The organism is Paenibacillus sp. JT22N15 (genome assembly GCF_059383755.1).
In genome coordinates this window covers 549,555-566,179 of record NZ_JBXENV010000003.1, presented here as the reverse complement: position 1 = coordinate 566,179, position 16,625 = coordinate 549,555, and the positions used below count along the sequence as shown (strand labels likewise).

At 45.1% G+C, this 16,625-nt stretch carries 14 protein-coding genes and 1 pseudogene; 12 read left to right on the top strand and 3 right to left on the bottom strand.

Annotated features, from left to right (window positions below; all coding sequences use genetic code 11):
- Positions 1-83: 83 nt before the first annotated feature.
- The 6 genes and pseudogenes from AC50X8_RS08590 (at position 84) to AC50X8_RS08565 (ending at position 5,060) form a co-directional block, all read left to right on the top strand.
- Entirely contained in the window at positions 84-740 is a 657-nt protein-coding gene (locus tag AC50X8_RS08590; protein WP_494879311.1) for a LysR substrate-binding domain-containing protein, read from the top strand.
- 241 nt (positions 741-981) lie between these two features.
- On the top strand, positions 982-1,314 hold the full coding sequence (locus tag AC50X8_RS08585) for a DeoR family transcriptional regulator (RefSeq protein WP_081419002.1): 333 nt from the start codon (positions 982-984) through the stop codon (positions 1,312-1,314).
- A pseudogene (locus AC50X8_RS08580) lies at positions 1,211-1,981 on the top strand (MFS transporter). Before AC50X8_RS08585 ends, AC50X8_RS08580 begins: the two are co-directional and overlap by 104 nt.
- 148 nt (positions 1,982-2,129) lie before the next feature.
- Positions 2,130-2,483: a c-type cytochrome gene (locus AC50X8_RS08575; protein ID WP_494860500.1), complete on the top strand. Its 354-nt coding sequence runs from the start codon at positions 2,130-2,132 to the stop codon at positions 2,481-2,483.
- Positions 2,484-2,724: 241 nt separating this feature from the next.
- On the top strand, positions 2,725-3,612 hold the full coding sequence (locus AC50X8_RS08570; protein WP_056040218.1) for a TetR/AcrR family transcriptional regulator: 888 nt from the start codon (positions 2,725-2,727) through the stop codon (positions 3,610-3,612).
- 218 nt (positions 3,613-3,830) lie between these two features.
- A complete protein-coding gene (locus AC50X8_RS08565; protein ID WP_494860498.1) occupies positions 3,831-5,060 on the top strand; it encodes a cytochrome P450 in 1,230 nt (409 codons plus the stop codon).
- A gap of 79 nt (positions 5,061-5,139) precedes the next feature.
- Here AC50X8_RS08565 and AC50X8_RS08560 read toward each other — a convergent pair whose 3' ends face one another.
- The 3 genes from AC50X8_RS08560 to AC50X8_RS08550 form a co-directional block, all read right to left on the bottom strand.
- Positions 5,140-5,796 carry a DJ-1/PfpI family protein gene (locus AC50X8_RS08560; protein ID WP_056040222.1) on the bottom strand — a complete coding sequence of 219 codons (657 nt, stop codon included), beginning with the start codon at positions 5,794-5,796 and terminating at the stop codon, positions 5,140-5,142.
- Between the two features lie 212 nt (positions 5,797-6,008).
- Positions 6,009-7,367, bottom strand: coding sequence for an amidohydrolase family protein (locus AC50X8_RS08555; RefSeq protein ID WP_155973411.1), 1,359 nt, complete (start codon positions 7,365-7,367; stop codon positions 6,009-6,011).
- A gap of 258 nt (positions 7,368-7,625) precedes the next feature.
- Positions 7,626-8,525 carry a helix-turn-helix transcriptional regulator gene (locus AC50X8_RS08550; RefSeq protein WP_494879310.1) on the bottom strand — a complete coding sequence of 300 codons (900 nt, stop codon included), beginning with the start codon at positions 8,523-8,525 and terminating at the stop codon, positions 7,626-7,628.
- Between the two features lie 126 nt (positions 8,526-8,651).
- Between AC50X8_RS08550 and AC50X8_RS08545 the strand changes: the two genes are divergently transcribed.
- The 6 genes from AC50X8_RS08545 to AC50X8_RS08520 all read left to right on the top strand — a co-directional run bounded on the left by AC50X8_RS08545 (position 8,652) and on the right by AC50X8_RS08520 (position 16,621).
- Positions 8,652-9,542: a sugar phosphate isomerase/epimerase family protein gene (locus AC50X8_RS08545; RefSeq protein ID WP_494879309.1), complete on the top strand. Its 891-nt coding sequence runs from the start codon at positions 8,652-8,654 to the stop codon at positions 9,540-9,542.
- Positions 9,543-9,576: 34 nt separating this feature from the next.
- Positions 9,577-10,614, top strand: a complete 1,038-nt coding sequence (locus tag AC50X8_RS08540; RefSeq protein WP_056040231.1) for a Gfo/Idh/MocA family protein — start codon at positions 9,577-9,579, stop codon at positions 10,612-10,614.
- Between the two features lie 228 nt (positions 10,615-10,842).
- A complete protein-coding gene (locus AC50X8_RS08535) occupies positions 10,843-13,953 on the top strand; it encodes a GNAT family N-acetyltransferase (RefSeq protein WP_494879308.1) in 3,111 nt (1,036 codons plus the stop codon).
- Between the two features lie 14 nt (positions 13,954-13,967).
- On the top strand, positions 13,968-14,834 hold the full coding sequence (locus AC50X8_RS08530; RefSeq protein ID WP_494879307.1) for an amidohydrolase family protein: 867 nt from the start codon (positions 13,968-13,970) through the stop codon (positions 14,832-14,834).
- 263 nt (positions 14,835-15,097) lie between these two features.
- The gene (locus AC50X8_RS08525) at positions 15,098-15,892 is read left to right on the top strand and encodes a Sir2 family NAD-dependent protein deacetylase (protein ID WP_494879306.1); all 795 of its coding nucleotides are present in this window, start codon (positions 15,098-15,100) and stop codon (positions 15,890-15,892) included.
- Between the two features lie 195 nt (positions 15,893-16,087).
- Complete coding sequence (locus AC50X8_RS08520; protein ID WP_494879305.1) at positions 16,088-16,621, top strand: hypothetical protein; 534 nt, start codon at positions 16,088-16,090, stop codon at positions 16,619-16,621.
- Positions 16,622-16,625: the final 4 nt, after the last annotated feature.

The following is a 16,625-nucleotide window of genomic DNA, read 5'->3' as shown; positions in this document are numbered from 1 at the left end:
TTGGCGAATTTGACGGTACACCCCCTCTTCTATCCGAATAGCGATTTATCTATTGGAGAGATCCTGCGAATAAGCGAGCATTCGTGAGAAAACTACATTTTACCGAGGGAGCTCATCGGGAGCAAAATAGAATTGCCCTTGCTGTTACTACGCTAAATCGGTTATCTAACGTGCTTTCTCCTTATTTAGCTCAATATCCAGACGCTAATTTTAGAATTACCCAGGCATCAACAGAGCAGGATAAAATGCTGCTGCTGGAACGCAATGAGATTGATTTTTTTCTCACAACCGAATTAATTAGCCGTGATGATATTAAACATGTTCCGCTAATTACGGAGAAGATCATGATTGCGGTGCCGCAAACGCATCGATTGGCAGGTGCTGTACGGATTTCACTCCATGAAGTAGCCCAGGAAGATTTTATTTCCCTCAAACAGGGATATTCCTTTAGAGAATTAATGGATGCCTGTTGCAAGGAAGCGGGTTTCATTCCTCGCACGATATGTGAAGGCGATGAACCAGCAGCCATTGCCAGTCTCATTCGTTCAGGATTAGGGATTGCCTTCCAGCCGGCAGGCTCTCGTGAAGAGTATTCCGACCTAACCTACATTGAAATTGAAAAACCATCATGCCAATTAACCTTTTATTTGGCATGGATGAAGGATCGGTACTTATCGCTTGCAGCGATAAACTTTCGTGAATATATCATTCAACATTTTAAAACCATGGCTTCTCAATGAGAGATACGAAGCAAGCTGAAAATCATGAAGCATTGTAGGTGGCGGCATACCGCCATATAACGAGATACCAGTGATATCAATGGCTGTACAGGCAATCAAACCTGTGCAGCCATTTTTTTAATCGAAAAAATGATGCATAAAAGAAGATAAGTGATTGAAAATACTTAATATATGATGTAAAACGCCTTATATAGTTGTTTGCGAGTGAACGCTCATCAGCAGGAATTTAGGGGGGATTGGCATGTTTCAAGAGGAGCGGTTAAACGCTATTATTGAGCATTTAAATCAGCATCAGCGAATCGATATTAAAGATATTTGTCAGCAATTCAATGTGTCACGCGATACCGCTCGCAGAGATTTATTAAAGATGGAGGAGTCTGGTCTCATCATCCGTACACATGGTGGAGCTATGCTGCCAGCAAAAGAAAAAGCGATTTATGAATATAAAGAGCGTCTGGTCAGAGAATCGGATGAGAAACGTGAGATCGGACATTTTGCTGCTTGCTGCATTAAACGGTTTTGCTTTTGGAATGACTCAAACGGTTATAGGGACGTTTCTGTTGGAATCATCTAATAATGGGGCTGTGATGATGAGTCGGCTAGAGGTTGCGTTTGGATTCGGAGCTTTGCTTATGCCCGTCATGTCGGGCTTATTAATAGCCAACGTTTCCTGGATATGGTCATTTGCTATCGTTATTGTGTTCGCCATAATAAACCTCATTCTTTGGAGCAAGAAGCCTGACAGCCCTAAATCACAGCAAACCCCAGCCCTACATGCTGAAGCACTCGATCAAACGGGCAAATAGCGATTTGCTATTTTAAAATATGCCTTTTTAATTTGCTTCGTATTTTTGTATGTCGGCATTGAAACCAGCTTAGTTAATTTTCTGCCGTCCATATTCGTTCAGCAATATCATTTGGATACTTCAGCAGCCACGCTTTCGGTTACCTTTTTTTGGATCGCCATGGTTGTTGGGCGAATTTTTTCCGGAGCAATTGCCGAGAAGTTCAACTATAACAGGTTTCTGGTCACTAGCACTTTAGGTGTCATTTTATTTCTTGTTGGTATGGCTCTAGTCAAAAATACGATCCTTGCGTTTATTATTGTTTTAATGCTTGGGCTATGTTTGTCTGGTATTTTTGCAGTCGTACTCGTCTTTGCCTTGCTGATGCTTGTTTTTTTACATCAAAATCGAAAAAGACATTCTTATTTGGAAATAAAAGAGTCCGATCTTGTCTGATGATAAGATTCGACTCTTTTTATTTTTCACCGATCAAATGTTGTGAAACCTCCATATTTCAGAGGCTGAAATAGCTATAAGTAGTCATTTTAAAAATTCGATGATTCGTTATGATAGCAGTTGAAACGGAATGAGGAGGAGGAGTGAAATGATTAGAAGGCTCAGATACGGTGCAGTGATAGGCGTCATTATAGGAGCTTTGATTGTGTCGGCATGTGGCCAATCAACCACTGGATTCAACACGAAGAACAACAATATTGAAGGAGAAAGGGTTCAAAATAGCGATGCAGAGACCCTCTACATGAAAAAATGCGTGACTTGTCATGGCACGGACTTGCAGGGCAGGGCGGGTCCGAACCTGCAAAGCGTTGGCAGCACATTAACGCAGGAAGAGATTGCTCGGATTGTCACGGACGGCCGAAAAGGTATGCCGAAGTTCGGAACAAAAATAACCGAAGCGGAAATTCAAAGCATTTCTAAATGGTTGTCGGAGCACAAATAATCAGCTCGGGTGAGTCCGGAAAAATTTCATTTAAAAGGCGGTCATTTTATTGAAGATCAATAAAAGAGCCAGATTTCACATAATGCAGCAGCAACGGTAGAAGAACAACCGTATGATGGGAGTAATTGGGGCTCCGTTTTCCAATGACTCGAATGAGCCTTTTGTAACTCTGTTTTCTTTCCCCACTTGGGTGATACAATCACTTTATACATCTGAATGCAAAAGAATCCAGGGGGAGCTTATGAATAAACGTAAAAAACGATTGTTGGATACAGCACTTGTGCTATTTGAGGAATATGGTGTAGCAAATACTTCGATTCAAATGATTTTGGACCAATCAGGCGTATCCAAAGGCACCTTTTACAAATTTTTCGGTTCCAAGGACGATTGTATCCTGGCGATTTTGGAACAACGTACACAGGAAGATATGATACTTCGAAAAGATCTGGAATCCTTGAGCTATGCCTCGGATTTCGACTTGCTCGTGGATCAACTTGTGGTTCCGATTACGATCCCGGAAAAGCAGCGTGTTCTTGAATTATTTTGGACAGGCTTATATTCAGGGGAGTTGGATTTGCAGCATCTGACTCGAATCCAGTTGGACTGGCTATCGGGACGGCTGACCCAAATATATGGAGAAGAATTAAAAGCCTATACCTTTGAAGGAGCCATTTTTTGTTTAGGCATGATCCATCAAATTTCCAATACATGGCGGAACTTCCGCCTCGAACAGCCGGATTGGAAAAATCTCGTACCCAAGTTGTTGAATTATGTCGAAATTTTGTTGAGAGCCATGCTAGAGAGGCATGAACATATGATTGATTCTGACAACCTTGCATTGATCAACCCCTTGTCCAAACCAATCGTGCTGGATAAAGCCAGCCTAGTGGCTGAACTTCAAACGTTCAGTCATTCCATTCATCAAGTGGAAGCAACCACCAAAGCTCAAGAACTTACAAAAGGACTTCTGTCGTTGGTTATAGATGCTGAGCTCAATATATCGATGTTGGAAGTAGTATTAAAAGCCTTTCAAATCGAATTTGAGTCCAGCGTCTATCAGAATGAAGCTAGAAAGATTGCCAATGAATGCTGGTGGTATATAGAGCAAAACAGACCACATTCGAAATGAGCTAAACGGATTAAACACAAAATTGAACTAGTTGTATAAAATAGATGCCTAAATACAGAGAATTCCCAAATAGTTCTTACGAATTATTCCAATAAAATGAACGAGTGGTATAATTATTATGTGATGTATTGAAGTGCTAAACAAGGCGTCTGAAAAATGGAATAATGAGTATGCTCTAGTTTGTGAATTTATGTAATTAATCTGGAGGTGGCATCTTTATGTACAAAGAAGTGATTGCGGTTCATGAAATTTCGCGGTTTCAGTCAAGATCGGAAGAATTTTTTCCACTCGAATGGTATCGGAAAATGCTGTCCGAACACCCTGTATATTATCATGAAGGCACTGACACTTGGAATGTCTTCAGGTATGACGATGTCAAGATGGTACTGAGCAAGCATGAGTATTTCTCAAGCGAAGGGTCTAGAACTACGGTTTTAGTTGGAGCGAAGAACAAGGAGGGGACGCCTCCGGATAAACTGAATGTTTCAAGCATAGACCCTCCGCGCCATCTCAAGAGCCGCTCCTTGTTATCCGCAGCTTTTACACCCCGCAGCTTAAAAAACTGGGAGCCTCGCATTAACAACATCGCAAAGCGGCTGGTAGAGGACATTGAACCAAATACGACGATTGATATCGTTCAGGCACTGGCAACTCCGCTGCCCGCAATGGTTATGGCTGATTTGCTGGGCATTCCTCTTACGGACAGCACCCTTTTTAAAGGATGGGTAGACATTTTGTTCCAGCCGGCCGGCGAGGAGAACGCAGAAGAGATTGAATTGAAAAAACAGGCAGCCGCACAGGAATATTATCAATTTTTATACCCTATGGTCGTTCATAAGCGGACACATCCTGGCGATGATATTATTTCGGATCTATTGAATGTAGAGGTAGACGGGGAAAGATTCACCGAAGACGAAGTGGTACGGACATCGATGCTTTTGCTCGGAGCAGGGATAGAAACTACGAGCCATACGATTTCCAGCATGTTCTATTCTTTTTTGCATGAAGGAAAACCGTTGTATGAGCAATTAAGAAAAGATCCGAATCTGGCTCCTCAAGCTGTTGAGGAAATGCTGCGTTATCGATTCCACTGCTCCAAACGACATCGTACGGTTAAGCAGGATAACAATCTATTAGGGGTCGATTTGAAAAAAGGCGACGTTGTCATCTCGTGGATGAGCGCGGCGAATATGGACGAGCGCATGTTTGAAAATCCGTTTGAGCTCAATATTCATCGTGCCAATAACAAAAAGCATTTAACCTTTGGCAATGGCCCTCACTTTTGTCTAGGTGCGCCTTTGGCAAGGATGGAGCTGAACATTGCCTTGAAGGCATTTGTGGAGAAGGTTTCTGGTATTGAAGCTGTTGAATCCTTTGACCTGGAGCATCACCTTACAACTTCCGCTGTAGGACAGTCGTTAACCCATTTGCCGATGAAGATCCTCTAAAGATAAAAGAGACCCAGCCAGGAACATGGCTGAGTCTCTTTTGTCTTTTTTAAAAAAAGGCTGTCGAATGGTTTGTGATTTACACATTAGGCTCCCGTTCTGCAAACTCTTGTAACATCCCTTTTATTTGTGCGACCAATACAGCGGGCGCTTTCTTTGGTGAACCTGTGTCAAATGGAGGTTGAGGATCGTATTCTAAGATCAACTGTACGGCTTTGCCTGTATCCTCTCCCAATTCCCATGCTATTAATTGGAGCGCCATATCGATACCAGAGGAAACACCAGCTGCAGTAACCATTTTACCCTGACGAACGACTCTCTCATCTGTAGGTATGGCTCCAAGGGATTGGAGCAGATCGAAGGAGCCCCAATGAGTGGTGGCTACGATTCCATTTAGCAAGCCTGCTGCACTCAATATCAATGAGCCGTTGCAAACCGACGTAGTCCATTTCGTAGTTTCATGTATTTGGCGAATCCAATTTAACGTTTCTTCATCATTCATTGGCGTTTTATAATTTGGCGGACTACAGCCTGGAACAACAAGAATATCAGCTGAGGTAACTTCAGAAAAGCTGTAATCGGCATGCAAATACCCCATATTCGAGTCCAGTTTGATTAAACCTTTTCTCTTAGCGACAAACTTCACTTCACATTTCAGTGTAGCGGCGAACACATCGTAAGGACCAATTGCATCTAATGCTGTGATCCCATCAAAAAGCATAATTGCGATTTTCATGATGATCGATGATCTCTCCTTTAATCTGGTATTTTATTTTCACAAAATGATTTTAACATACCTATACGGGGTATAGGTATGTAGAAGTGTGTATATTGTGAGAACCTTTCTAAGGCTGTCATCGAATTGAAAGCAGCCATCCCCTAAGGAACGGCTGCCTTTTCCAAGCTTATGGGAAGGATCGCGCAAAGTTCTCAAGCCATCTAGCTGCTTTAAACGGCCCCACTTGCGGTATCTGCAAGAGCAGAAAACAAATATTGTTTACTTTCACCCGCGATTTTACGCACATGGTTTAAATCGACGTGAAGCAGCTGTCCGTGGCGTTTTACTGGACGTCCGGACACAAATACGGAATCAACGTTTGAGGGATTCGCAAATTGTACGACAGCTCCAACGGGATCGGAAGCGGGAAACATATTCAAATCTGTCATTCGAACCATAATGAGATCGGCTTCTTTTCCAGGCGTTAAGCTGCCGATTTTATGGTCTAATTTCAAAGCTTTAGCTCCAGCAATCGTTGCAAAATTTAATACTTGCTGTGCCTTTAAACTCAACTCGCCCGGCATGTTTTTGGATGCTAAAATATTCTGATTGGTTCTTGCCCGCTCCGCCTGCAGCATAAATTTCATTTGCGCAAACATGTCCCCGCTGGTTGAAGTCACGACATCTACACCGAGGGTAGGTGTTCCGCCATTCTCCATAAACACCCCAGTGGCTGGATACCCATGCCCCATCATCATTTCCACCTCAGGCGTAATCGATATCGACGCTCCTGAATCTGCAAGCATTTTGTACTCGTCATAACCCATTGTATTCGCATGCACCATATTCAAATCGGGACCAAGGAGGCCAGCCTTATATAGCTTTTCAATGGAGCGGTCATCTGGACCCCAGCTGCCAAAACCGACATGCATGGAACAGATCGCATCCAGTTCTCTTGCAAGCCTTATTTCCTGAACCGTTGCATCCCAGTGGCTGAATTCTGGTCCTCTAATCGCTAATCCCATCGTTAATAATTGATTGTCGGAAGAAAAATGCTGTTTTTTGATACGGTACACGTCATCTGAAACGATTTTTTGGCTAGCACGGTCCCAATATTCGGTTTCGCCGGATGCTCCATATGCGAATACGGCGCGGATTCCGGCATTTTGCAAACCTTGAACGAACCCGTCTGCATGCTCAGGGGAATAAATCATCGACCAATCCAAAAGGGTAGTTACACCGGCATTCAGCGCATCCAACGCTCCCAGCAAATTAGCCGCATAACTATCGACTGGCCGCAATTTGCTGCCAAGCCCTCCGTAATAAATATTTTGCAAATAGGTAGGCAGCGACCAATCCGTACCTATGGTTCGGACTAAAGATTCCCAAACATGACGATGGGTATCGACGAAGCCGGGCATGACGATCATATCCGTTGCATCGACAATTTCGCAATCTATTGCATCGAGCTCTTCTTTTATTGCTACAATGAGCGAATCTTCTATTAGAATATCCGCTTTCTTGAAATCTCCTAAAGACTTGTCCATCGTTAACACGAAGCCGTTTTTAATTAAGTAACGTTCACTCAACTTTGCCATCTCCTTTGATAAATGAATGGGCATTACAAAAGTGATGATAAAAACGAATGCTCAAGGGCGACTAATCAACAAAATAATGCAAGGTTCACAATATATACATTACATAATTTAGCACAATTTGTAAATATGACTTAATAGAGTGTGAGTGAAACTCGGAAAGAGGAATTATCGGAGAAGATGAAGCTTCGGTAAATAGGAACCTGACAAAATCCTTATGAAACCAAGACATTTGTCAGGTTTTTTGCTGCGCTACAATGGCCGTTTGCGTGCTTCCGACGGGGTTATGCCCTTGTATTGCTTGTACAGCTTTGTAAAATAATTCGGATTGTCGCAGCCTACCGCTGCTGCAATTTCAGCAATGGTGGATGTCGTTTGCAGCAGCAGCCTTTGCGCCTCGTTGACGCGACAAACGTTGACATACTCGACGAAGGTTCGCCCAGTCAGCTTTTTGAACTGCTTGCAGAAATGGAATGGATTCAGATTAACCTGCCGTGCCGCTGCGTCTACCGTTATTTTAGTTTGAAAATCGGATTCCAACCGTTTGATCAGCTGCTTGAAGCGGTCACGGTTAGCGAGGTGGGAGGCGGCTGGGCCTCTGCCATTGCTTGGCGGCTGGCTGTCGTAACGGCGGGCAAGCAGCGTTAGCGCGCTATACAGCTTTGCTTTGACGAGCAGTTGATAGCCTGACTGCTTACCGTCAAACTCTCCCACTAGCTCATCCAGAAGCTTTATGATAGTTTCGGCATGCTGCTCATGCTCCAGCGGTTTGACGGGAAATCTTAGCGTCCCCTCCAGGTAAGGGGCAACAAGCTGCGCATGCACGGGATCATGAACCCATTCATTGAACAATGAGGCATTAAAGACGATACAATCGTAACGAATATCGCCTTCACTCAGCGCATAGCCAACATGCAGGCCGCCTCCAGGAATAACGATTAGCTCTCCCGGCGATATCTCATAAGGTCTGCTGTCGATATGCAGCAGCGCATGGCCTTCTCTCATCAGAATAATCTCGAAATGCTCATGCCAGTGCAAATACAGCATGCTGTCACCAGGTTTAATTCCAAGCACCTGGTTATGAAATAATTGAATGGGATACGCCTTATGCTCTAGTCGCGTATTTTCCCAAAGCTCTTTTGGATATGTCATAGTAAAATTCACCACCACAAGATTAGACTACTTTTGCTCAAGATTGTGTAGAGTCATCTCGTAATTCTCTCGTTATAATGAAGGTGCTAAGCATACTATAAGCCAATATTGGAGTGATATTCAAGGATGAGTGAACAAATGCGAATAGGTACGTTGGTAGGCGGCGGGAATGCCGATAGGATTATACCGCAAATCGTGGGACATGGTTTTGAATCTTTTAATTTAACGTTCTGGCAAACGACGGGCCAAACCGATTTGCCGGAGTTGGCCAAACGTGTAAGCGCTCTATCCGATGAGCATGGGTTTGTGGTGTCGGCGCTTAGCGTATTTGGCAATCCGCTTACGGGAGCGGGCGACAATGCGGATACTTTAGCCAGTTGGGAGCGCTTAATCGACCATGCATCACTTTTTGGCGCTAATATTGTATCCGGGTTTACTGGCCGATTGACGGATCAGCCGATTGATGAATCCATCCCGCGTTTTAAGGAAGTGTTCGGGGAGCTAACGAGGCGTGCAGCGGACAAAGGCGTGCGGATCGCGTTCGAAAACTGCGATATGGGTGGCACGTGGAAGCAGGGAGACTGGAATATCGCGCATAACCCGGCAGCGTGGGAGCTTATGTTCAACGCGTTGCCAGAGGATAATATTGGCCTGGAGTGGGAGCCTTGCCACCAGATGGTTAGCCTGATTGATCCGATCCCGCAGCTCCGCAAATGGGCAAGCAAAGTATTCCATGTTCATGGCAAAGATGCAACAATCGCTTGGGATATTGTGAAGGAGCACGGTGTGCATGGTCCTCAGCCATTTGTGTGGCACCGGACGCCGGGCTTTGGCGACAGCAACTGGAGCGATATTATAACGATTTTGCGTCAAAATGGCTATAAAGGCACGATCGATATCGAGGGCTGGCATGATCCTGTTTACAAGGACGAGCTGGAAATGACGGGTCAGGTCCACGCATTAAATTATTTGAAGCGCTGCCGCGGTGGCGATTTTATTCCAAATCCAAGCGTATAAATACTAGCTGAAGAGAAGCGGGAGGAATAGCATAATGACAGCAAAATATCAGGTAGTCGTCGCGGGCTGTGGCGGAATGGCTAACAAATGGGTGGACTATGCACAAGGTAGGAAGGATACGGAAATCGTCGGACTGGTCGATATAAAACAGGAATTTGCCCAAGCGATGGCTGAGCGTAAAGGATTGAGCTGTCCGACCTTTACCAGCTTGCAGACTGCGCTTGCGGAGACGGGGGCGAACCTTGTTTTTGATATTACCATCCCGTCCAGCCACTATTCGATCGGCACTACAGCGCTGGAGCAGGGCTGTCACGTATTTGGCGAGAAGCCTTTGGCAGAAACGATGGAAGAATGCTTGTCTATTGTGAAGCTGGCACAGCGTACGGGCCGTACGCATGCCGTTATGCAAAATCGCCGTTACGATGGGCGCATTCGGGCTTTGCGCAAGCTGATGTCGGAGGGCCATATCGGGCGAACCGGCTTTATCGGTGCGGATTTTTTTATTGGCGCACACTTTGGCGGATTCCGTGATGCGATGAGCAGTCCGCTGCTGCTCGATATGGCGATTCATACGTTCGACCAGGCACGGTATTTATCGGGAGCGAATCCGGTATCGGTCTACTGCCACGAATTTAATCCTCCGGGCTCCTGGTATGAAGGGAATGCGGCAGCACTCTGTATTTTTGAAATGTCCGACGGCTCGGTTTTTAATTATCGCGGCTCATGGTGTGCGGAAGGGTCTATTACCTCATGGGAAGCCCAGTGGCGTATTACAGGAGAATATGGGACAGCCATTTGGGATGGAATCGGTGAACCTTATGCCGAGGTTGTTGCTCCAGGCGATCAATCGGACAAATTCATTCGCGATTATGTGCGTGTAGATGGCGGACTTGTGCAGATGAATAATGAGTTCCACGAAGGCTGTCTGGACGAAATGTTCGCAGCGCTTGATGAAGGGCGCAAGCCGGAAACCGACAGCAGCGACAATATTTACAGCATGGCCATGGTGCTTGCATCGCTGGAGAGTGCACGACTTGGGCAAAAGGTACTTATTGCTGATATGATGAAATAGTGCTTGCTAATATGTGAGCGAATGTTGACAGGATTAGTGTCTTCATTTTCAGGTCGATAACCGGTTTCCATCCTTTGGAGACCGGTTTTGTTCGTTGCAGGGATGAAGAGATTTAGCAAAATTGACCAGAAAAAACGCACATGGTACAATATATACTGAACGTTCAGTCAGTATAATGTCGAAATTTGTTTCAGCCATGTGTAACGAATTTAGGAGGTGAGTGCTCTTATGAATAGAAATCAAGAAATGACTATCATCGAATATGAACCCCGATATGCAGCCTCCATCGCCGCAATGTGGAATACAAGCAATGAGAGTTGGGGTGGAGACAACTCGCTCCAGACGGAGGAAAGCATTCTTAAAGAACATCATAACAGTACCTTTCTTCATGTATTTTTGGCGATAGCTGGTGGGGAGGTTGTGGGATATTGCAGCTTCTCCCATTACAAGGAAGATGCTGGTGCCCTGTACATCCCTTTACTAAATGTCCGGCCCGATTATCATGGACACAAAGTCGGCAAGCGACTTATTTTGCGCGCAATAGAGGAGACCTTGAAGCTTGGCTGGCCTAGACTTGACCTCTATACATGGCCAGGCAATACGAAAGCAGTCCCTGCCTATAAGAAGAGCGGGTTTTTCTGGGAGAAACGGGATGACACCACACATCTAATGAACTTGATTCCATCCGTATTGCAGACCGGTGCTGTACAGGCTTATTTTGAAGAAATCAACTGGTACACGGATAGCATACGCGAAATTGCGGTCAGTCCCGATGGACGTCAGGAACAAGGTTTTGATTATTTTACTTATGAGTGGAGAAAAGGCAATTTACATCTGAGGATGGAATATGAGCGGACAGGACGCGGATTAAGACTAATTGAAACGAATGACTACCTCATTAAGGCAACGATTCCTGATCACCATAAACTGCCTTTTGGTGCTAGCTATCCGATCGTATATGAAGCCGTCAATAAAAGCGGGAAGGCTCTAGCTTTGGAAATCAAGAGCGTCGGCAATGCTGCCATTAGCTTTGAGCTGCATGAATCCAGAGTGGTTGAGTCACAGGAACGGATAGAAGGCAGCTTTTTTGTCCATGCCACTCAAGAGGATCAGAACTTATTTCAGACCCATCCGGTTGTTGAAGCCGAGCTTCTTATTAATGGTTTGCCAGCTGCCTTCAAAATTGGCATTGAGCCAAAATTTCCAGCGAAGCTAAAGCTTCAAGCACCAGTTGGGCCCATTTATGCGGGTAAACCTATTGCGCTTGATTTGACGATGGAAAATGAGTACGAGACAGAGGCTGAGTTTGCTTTCGAGCTGGCCGATGATGCGGTTCTTTCCTTCAGCCAGCCCTCCGTCCGTATCAAGGTACCAGCTAAAGGCCGGAGGACCATTACCATTGACGCTCGATTGCTGACCTATGGCATTTGGCATCATCATCTGGCTATTCACAAGGTGGTCGGCACTGGCGAATTACTCGTATCGCAGCAGGAGGTCAGTCTTGTGTTTCCGGGAATACATGCTGCTTTCGGAGGCGAAACCGATCAGGATTGGGTAATCTTTAACGGACAATACTCCGCTCGCCTAAGCAAATCAAGCAACACACTTTCCATTTACGAGGGAACTCATAGCACCATAAATCTTTATTATCCTAAGTTTGGGTTGCCTTATAGCAGCGCATTTGAGAAAAATCGTGTATCTCAAGTAACTTGCCGTCATGACGAAGCTATGGTGCTTGAAGCCCATTATGATTTGACTTCCGCAAACCTGCTGCTAACGCTAGTCGTCAAATTGTACAGCAATGGTATAATTACCCGTCATCATGTTGTACAGAACAAGGCGGCAGCAGTTCGAGAGGAACCCCTATTTTTGAAAGAAGGCTTTACCTTCAACCTTGAAGACAGCGTTATTCCATATGAAGGCCGGTATGTGGATTTAAGCAAAGGGCCAGACGCCTCCAATTCCGATTATTGGGAGAAAAATCGGTTTACGGAAAACTGGATTTTTGCTCATAACGGGGCATCGTCACGGGGAATTACCTGGCCTGAACAATTGGAGATCGTATCAGAGGGCTGGTATTATGGCATTGAGCATGCTTTGGGCGTTATTCCCGCGGGAGGTATGGCACAGACTGAGCCTATCCGCATTGCTTTAGGAACGTGGAGAAATTGGCGTGATTTCCGTTCTTTTGCCCTGAACAGGGGAACTTCACAGGAGCTGGAGACTACCGAGCAGCTGGAGACGATTGTGAATCAGGGAAATCCTTTTTTGCAAGGATCGCTGGAGATCCGGATTGCGGAGCGGAAAAATGCCTTTTTGGAAGGTGAAATTGAGATCTCATCTGCACTAGACAGCATAGATACGGCAAAACACCTCATATCCAGCGAACAGAAGCTCACCGAACTCGTAACGCCGCTTGCTTGGAAATCCAGCCTTGAGGCGGATATTCTAACCATGCGTCTCGACATGGAATCCTATAGGACAGGAAGAAGTCGCCTTGTTTTTCCAGTATCGGATCACCTAATAACACAACAAACGGAACAGACGGAATATGGCGAGGTACTTACTGCGGGCAATGGGGTTATGCAAATTCAGGCAAGCAGCAGCTTTGCCCCGGCCCTATTTTCATTAAAGCATCACGGCGTGGAATGGCTCGATTCTTCCTTTCCTCATCCAGGGCCTAAGTCTTGGTGGAATCCTTGGATCGGCGGCATTGCAGCAGAAGTATCCGGCATGTCCGCAGCGAGCTTCATGGAAGAGCCGCGTGAGACAGCCTTTGCAGCGATTACAGATAATTTGGGAAACAGCTGGTCGGGTATCCGAATGAGTGTGACGATCAGCAACCATGCAAAATTCAGAGGACTTGTGCTCCATCACTATTTCTTAATGCTGCCAGGGGTACCTGTACTTGCAACTGTTATTCGGGTGGAGCAAAATACAGGTGCGCCTTTGCATCCGCTAACCCTTTCCAGTTCGACCTTCTACCGGGCCAGCAGCGATATTAAGGATAGCAGGGGGCATGTTAAAAATAGCAATGGTGAAAATATTACCTATAAGGCTGGCAGGGTTCAGTATAGCGCCAGCAGCCCAAACGGGATTTTCCAGTATAGTTCCCGTGAGCGGAAGCAGCGCCTGACCTTCATGGCCCACCCAGAGCTTGATTCAAGCGAGCTGCATATGAATACCCATGTAGCGGCATCCGTAGCAACAGAAAAACTATTTTTGCAAGACGGGAAGCAGCAGTTCGCCAAGCCCCAGTTCTATATCGTTTCTGATCTGTTTGCCCCAGAGGAAGCTTATCAGGATTTGCTCAACATTCGTTTTGACCAGCTGACTTAAGAAAGGATACTTTGATGAAAATTATAGATGCACATGTCCATTTTTCCAATATTGCAGCTTTTAAAGAGACCGCACAAACGTTGGCCGCTATTGATTACACAGCAAGCGGTTTGCTGGAGGAGTTCAGAAACGCTGGTGTTATCGCTGGTGTAGGGATGGGCGTTACGGAAACGGTTGAAGGGGCCTTCCCGGATTCGGCAGCCCTTAATCCCATGCTGCTTGATTTAAGCGGCCAGCTTCCTGACAATCTATTCACTTGTGTCGGTATTAATCCATTAACCCTGCATCTGGATGGTCAGCTCGAAGCGCTGGAACAATCGTTGCGCTCGAAACATGTCGTTGGTATTAAGCTGTATGCGGGATATTACCATTACAATGTCGGTGATGAAATTTATGACCCGGTGTACAGGCTCGCTTCCGCGTACCAGCTGCCCATCGTCATTCATGGAGGACTGACTTATTCGGATAAAGGCTTACTGAAATATTCGCATCCGCTGTCGATGGAAGAAACCTTTTTGAAGCACCGTGAGCTTACCTTTATGCTTTGTCATCTCGGTGATCCTTGGGTCATGGAAACAGCCGCATTGCTGGAAAAAAATCCGAATCTCTACGCAGATCTGTCGGGCTGGATAGTAGGCGATGCCGCAAAGGTGGAACGGTTGTTAATGGAGCAAACCTATACGGATCATTTCCGACGTGCCATTGTGTTTGCCGAAAAATACGATCGGCTTGTGTTCGGTACCGATTGGCCGCTTGTTCAGCTGGATGCTTATATCCGATTTGTGAAGCATCTGATTCCTGAGGCTCACTGGGAGGATGTTTTTTATAACAATGCGCTACGGGTATTTCCGAAGCTGAAGCAGCTGATTGGAGAAAATTAGGATAGAGTAGAGTCGTCTGTGCAGAGTAAGTCGCCAATAGGGCGACTTTTTTTATTTTAATGAAAGACAAACAACTTTTCATCTTCTGCCAACCCTTTCACTGCTTGTTTTTCCATGAAATATGGTCAAGGCATTCCGAAAAGCTCTTGACATGGAGTTAACTCCAAATGCGATAATATCGAATAGCAGAGGGGGAAGCAAGCAATCGAGTTTTAACCTAGCAGCTTTAGTATTGTAACCGCTTTCGAACTTAGAAGGATTGGATGGGGAAAATGGACGATTATCAATTGCGTATCGAAAAGGCAAAAGAGGAAATAGAAGGGGCTGAATATATTTTGTTAGGCGGTGGTGCGGGCGTCTCGGCTGCTGCTGGTATAACCTATAGCGGTAAAAGATTTACAGATAATTTCGCCCCATTTATTCGCAAGTTTGATTTAACAGATATGTATTCTTCCGGTTTTTACCCGTTTCCTACACAGGAGGACAGATGGGGGTATTGGGCAAAACGTATCCGCCTTAATCGTTTTGAGACGGGGCCAACTAAGCTTTACCAGGAGATATACCGCTTGGTTAAGGACAAAAAATATTTCGTTCTCACCACTACGCTCGACAGCCAGTTTGAGCTCGCAGGTTTTTCACCCGACAAAGTATTTGAAACGCATGGCAATTACAGATACCTGCAATGTGCAGTCGGCTGCCATGACCGGCTTTACAATAATGAAATACTAATCAGAGATATGGTCGAGAACACAGTGGATTGTAAAATTCCTCATGAGCTTGTGCCTAAATGCCCTGTCTGCGGCGACGAAATGGCTCCAAACATTAGAATCAACAAATGTTTTGTGCAGGATGAGAAGTTTTATGAATTAGAAGCGTTATACAAAAACTTCGTGCTCGAATCCATCGGCAAGGAGCGGCTGTTTATAGGTTTGGGTGTAAAGGATGAACCTTTAGTTTTATTGAAAAAAGGCGATCCAGATCATTTTTCAAAAAAAGTAGGCACTATTATTTCATTTAACGAGGACATTCAAGAAATTGTACCAGCCTTATCAAATTAACAAAAGTTGAAAAATGAGAAACTATCTTTATCGCTAACAAGCAGCCTGAATTCGAAAACCTCGAATCCAGGCTTTTTTTATGCCAATCCTAACGTATTAACATTTCTCAAACATTTCATAAGCAACTTATAAACAAATGTTCGATACGATAGGTACACCAAATGAAGGGCGATTATGCAAGGAGTGATAGAGATTTTGAGCGAGATTATTAAAAATGAAAATAACTTCGTAGGCTATGAATACAAGGATATTACGGTAAAGCGCGGCAAAGAATCCCTTTATGCAGATGGATATACCCATTTTGGCTGGATGCTGGAAGGAAAAGCGACTCCAATCCAAAGCGTCGGTGCTGTAACGATGAAGTATAAGCGGGACCGCAACATTCGCAATAAAGCTGAACTGACCCGTTTGCAGCGACAATTTGAAGCCTGTGTAAAGGATATCGAGAGACTGGAACGTTCTATAACGAGGGCTGCTTCTACAACTGCTTATGTTGTCGGTGTAGCCGGAACGGGGTTCATGGCTGGCTCGGCGTTTGCCTATGTTGCAGGCATGCTGCCGCTCACGGTTATTTTGGCCCTCATCGGTATCACAGGGTGGATCATTCCGTATTATGGCTACAGCAGCATTCGCAAGAAAAAAACGGACAAAGTTGCTCCGTTCATTGATCAAAAATATGACGAAATTTATGAGGTGTGCCAGAAAGGGAATAGCTTGCTAGCAAAGTAAAGGA

What these genes read in the sequence shown, in the direction of transcription:
- AC50X8_RS08545 (WP_494879309.1), top strand. Translation starts at nt 8,652, where the DNA reads ATGAGTGAACAAATGCGAATAGGTACGTTGGTAGGCGGCGGGAATGCC.
- AC50X8_RS08540 (WP_056040231.1), top strand. Translation starts at nt 9,577, where the DNA reads ATGACAGCAAAATATCAGGTAGTCGTCGCGGGCTGTGGCGGAATGGCT.
- AC50X8_RS08550 (WP_494879310.1), bottom strand. Translation starts at nt 8,525, where the DNA reads ATGACATATCCAAAAGAGCTTTGGGAAAATACGCGACTAGAGCATAAG.
- AC50X8_RS08525 (WP_494879306.1), top strand. Translation starts at nt 15,098, where the DNA reads ATGGGGAAAATGGACGATTATCAATTGCGTATCGAAAAGGCAAAAGAG.
- AC50X8_RS08560 (WP_056040222.1), bottom strand. Translation starts at nt 5,796, where the DNA reads ATGAAAATCGCAATTATGCTTTTTGATGGGATCACAGCATTAGATGCA.
- AC50X8_RS08585 (WP_081419002.1), top strand. Translation starts at nt 982, where the DNA reads ATGTTTCAAGAGGAGCGGTTAAACGCTATTATTGAGCATTTAAATCAG.
- AC50X8_RS08575 (WP_494860500.1), top strand. Translation starts at nt 2,130, where the DNA reads ATGATTAGAAGGCTCAGATACGGTGCAGTGATAGGCGTCATTATAGGA.
- AC50X8_RS08570 (WP_056040218.1), top strand. Translation starts at nt 2,725, where the DNA reads ATGAATAAACGTAAAAAACGATTGTTGGATACAGCACTTGTGCTATTT.
- AC50X8_RS08535 (WP_494879308.1), top strand. Translation starts at nt 10,843, where the DNA reads ATGAATAGAAATCAAGAAATGACTATCATCGAATATGAACCCCGATAT.
- AC50X8_RS08565 (WP_494860498.1), top strand. Translation starts at nt 3,831, where the DNA reads ATGTACAAAGAAGTGATTGCGGTTCATGAAATTTCGCGGTTTCAGTCA.
- AC50X8_RS08530 (WP_494879307.1), top strand. Translation starts at nt 13,968, where the DNA reads ATGAAAATTATAGATGCACATGTCCATTTTTCCAATATTGCAGCTTTT.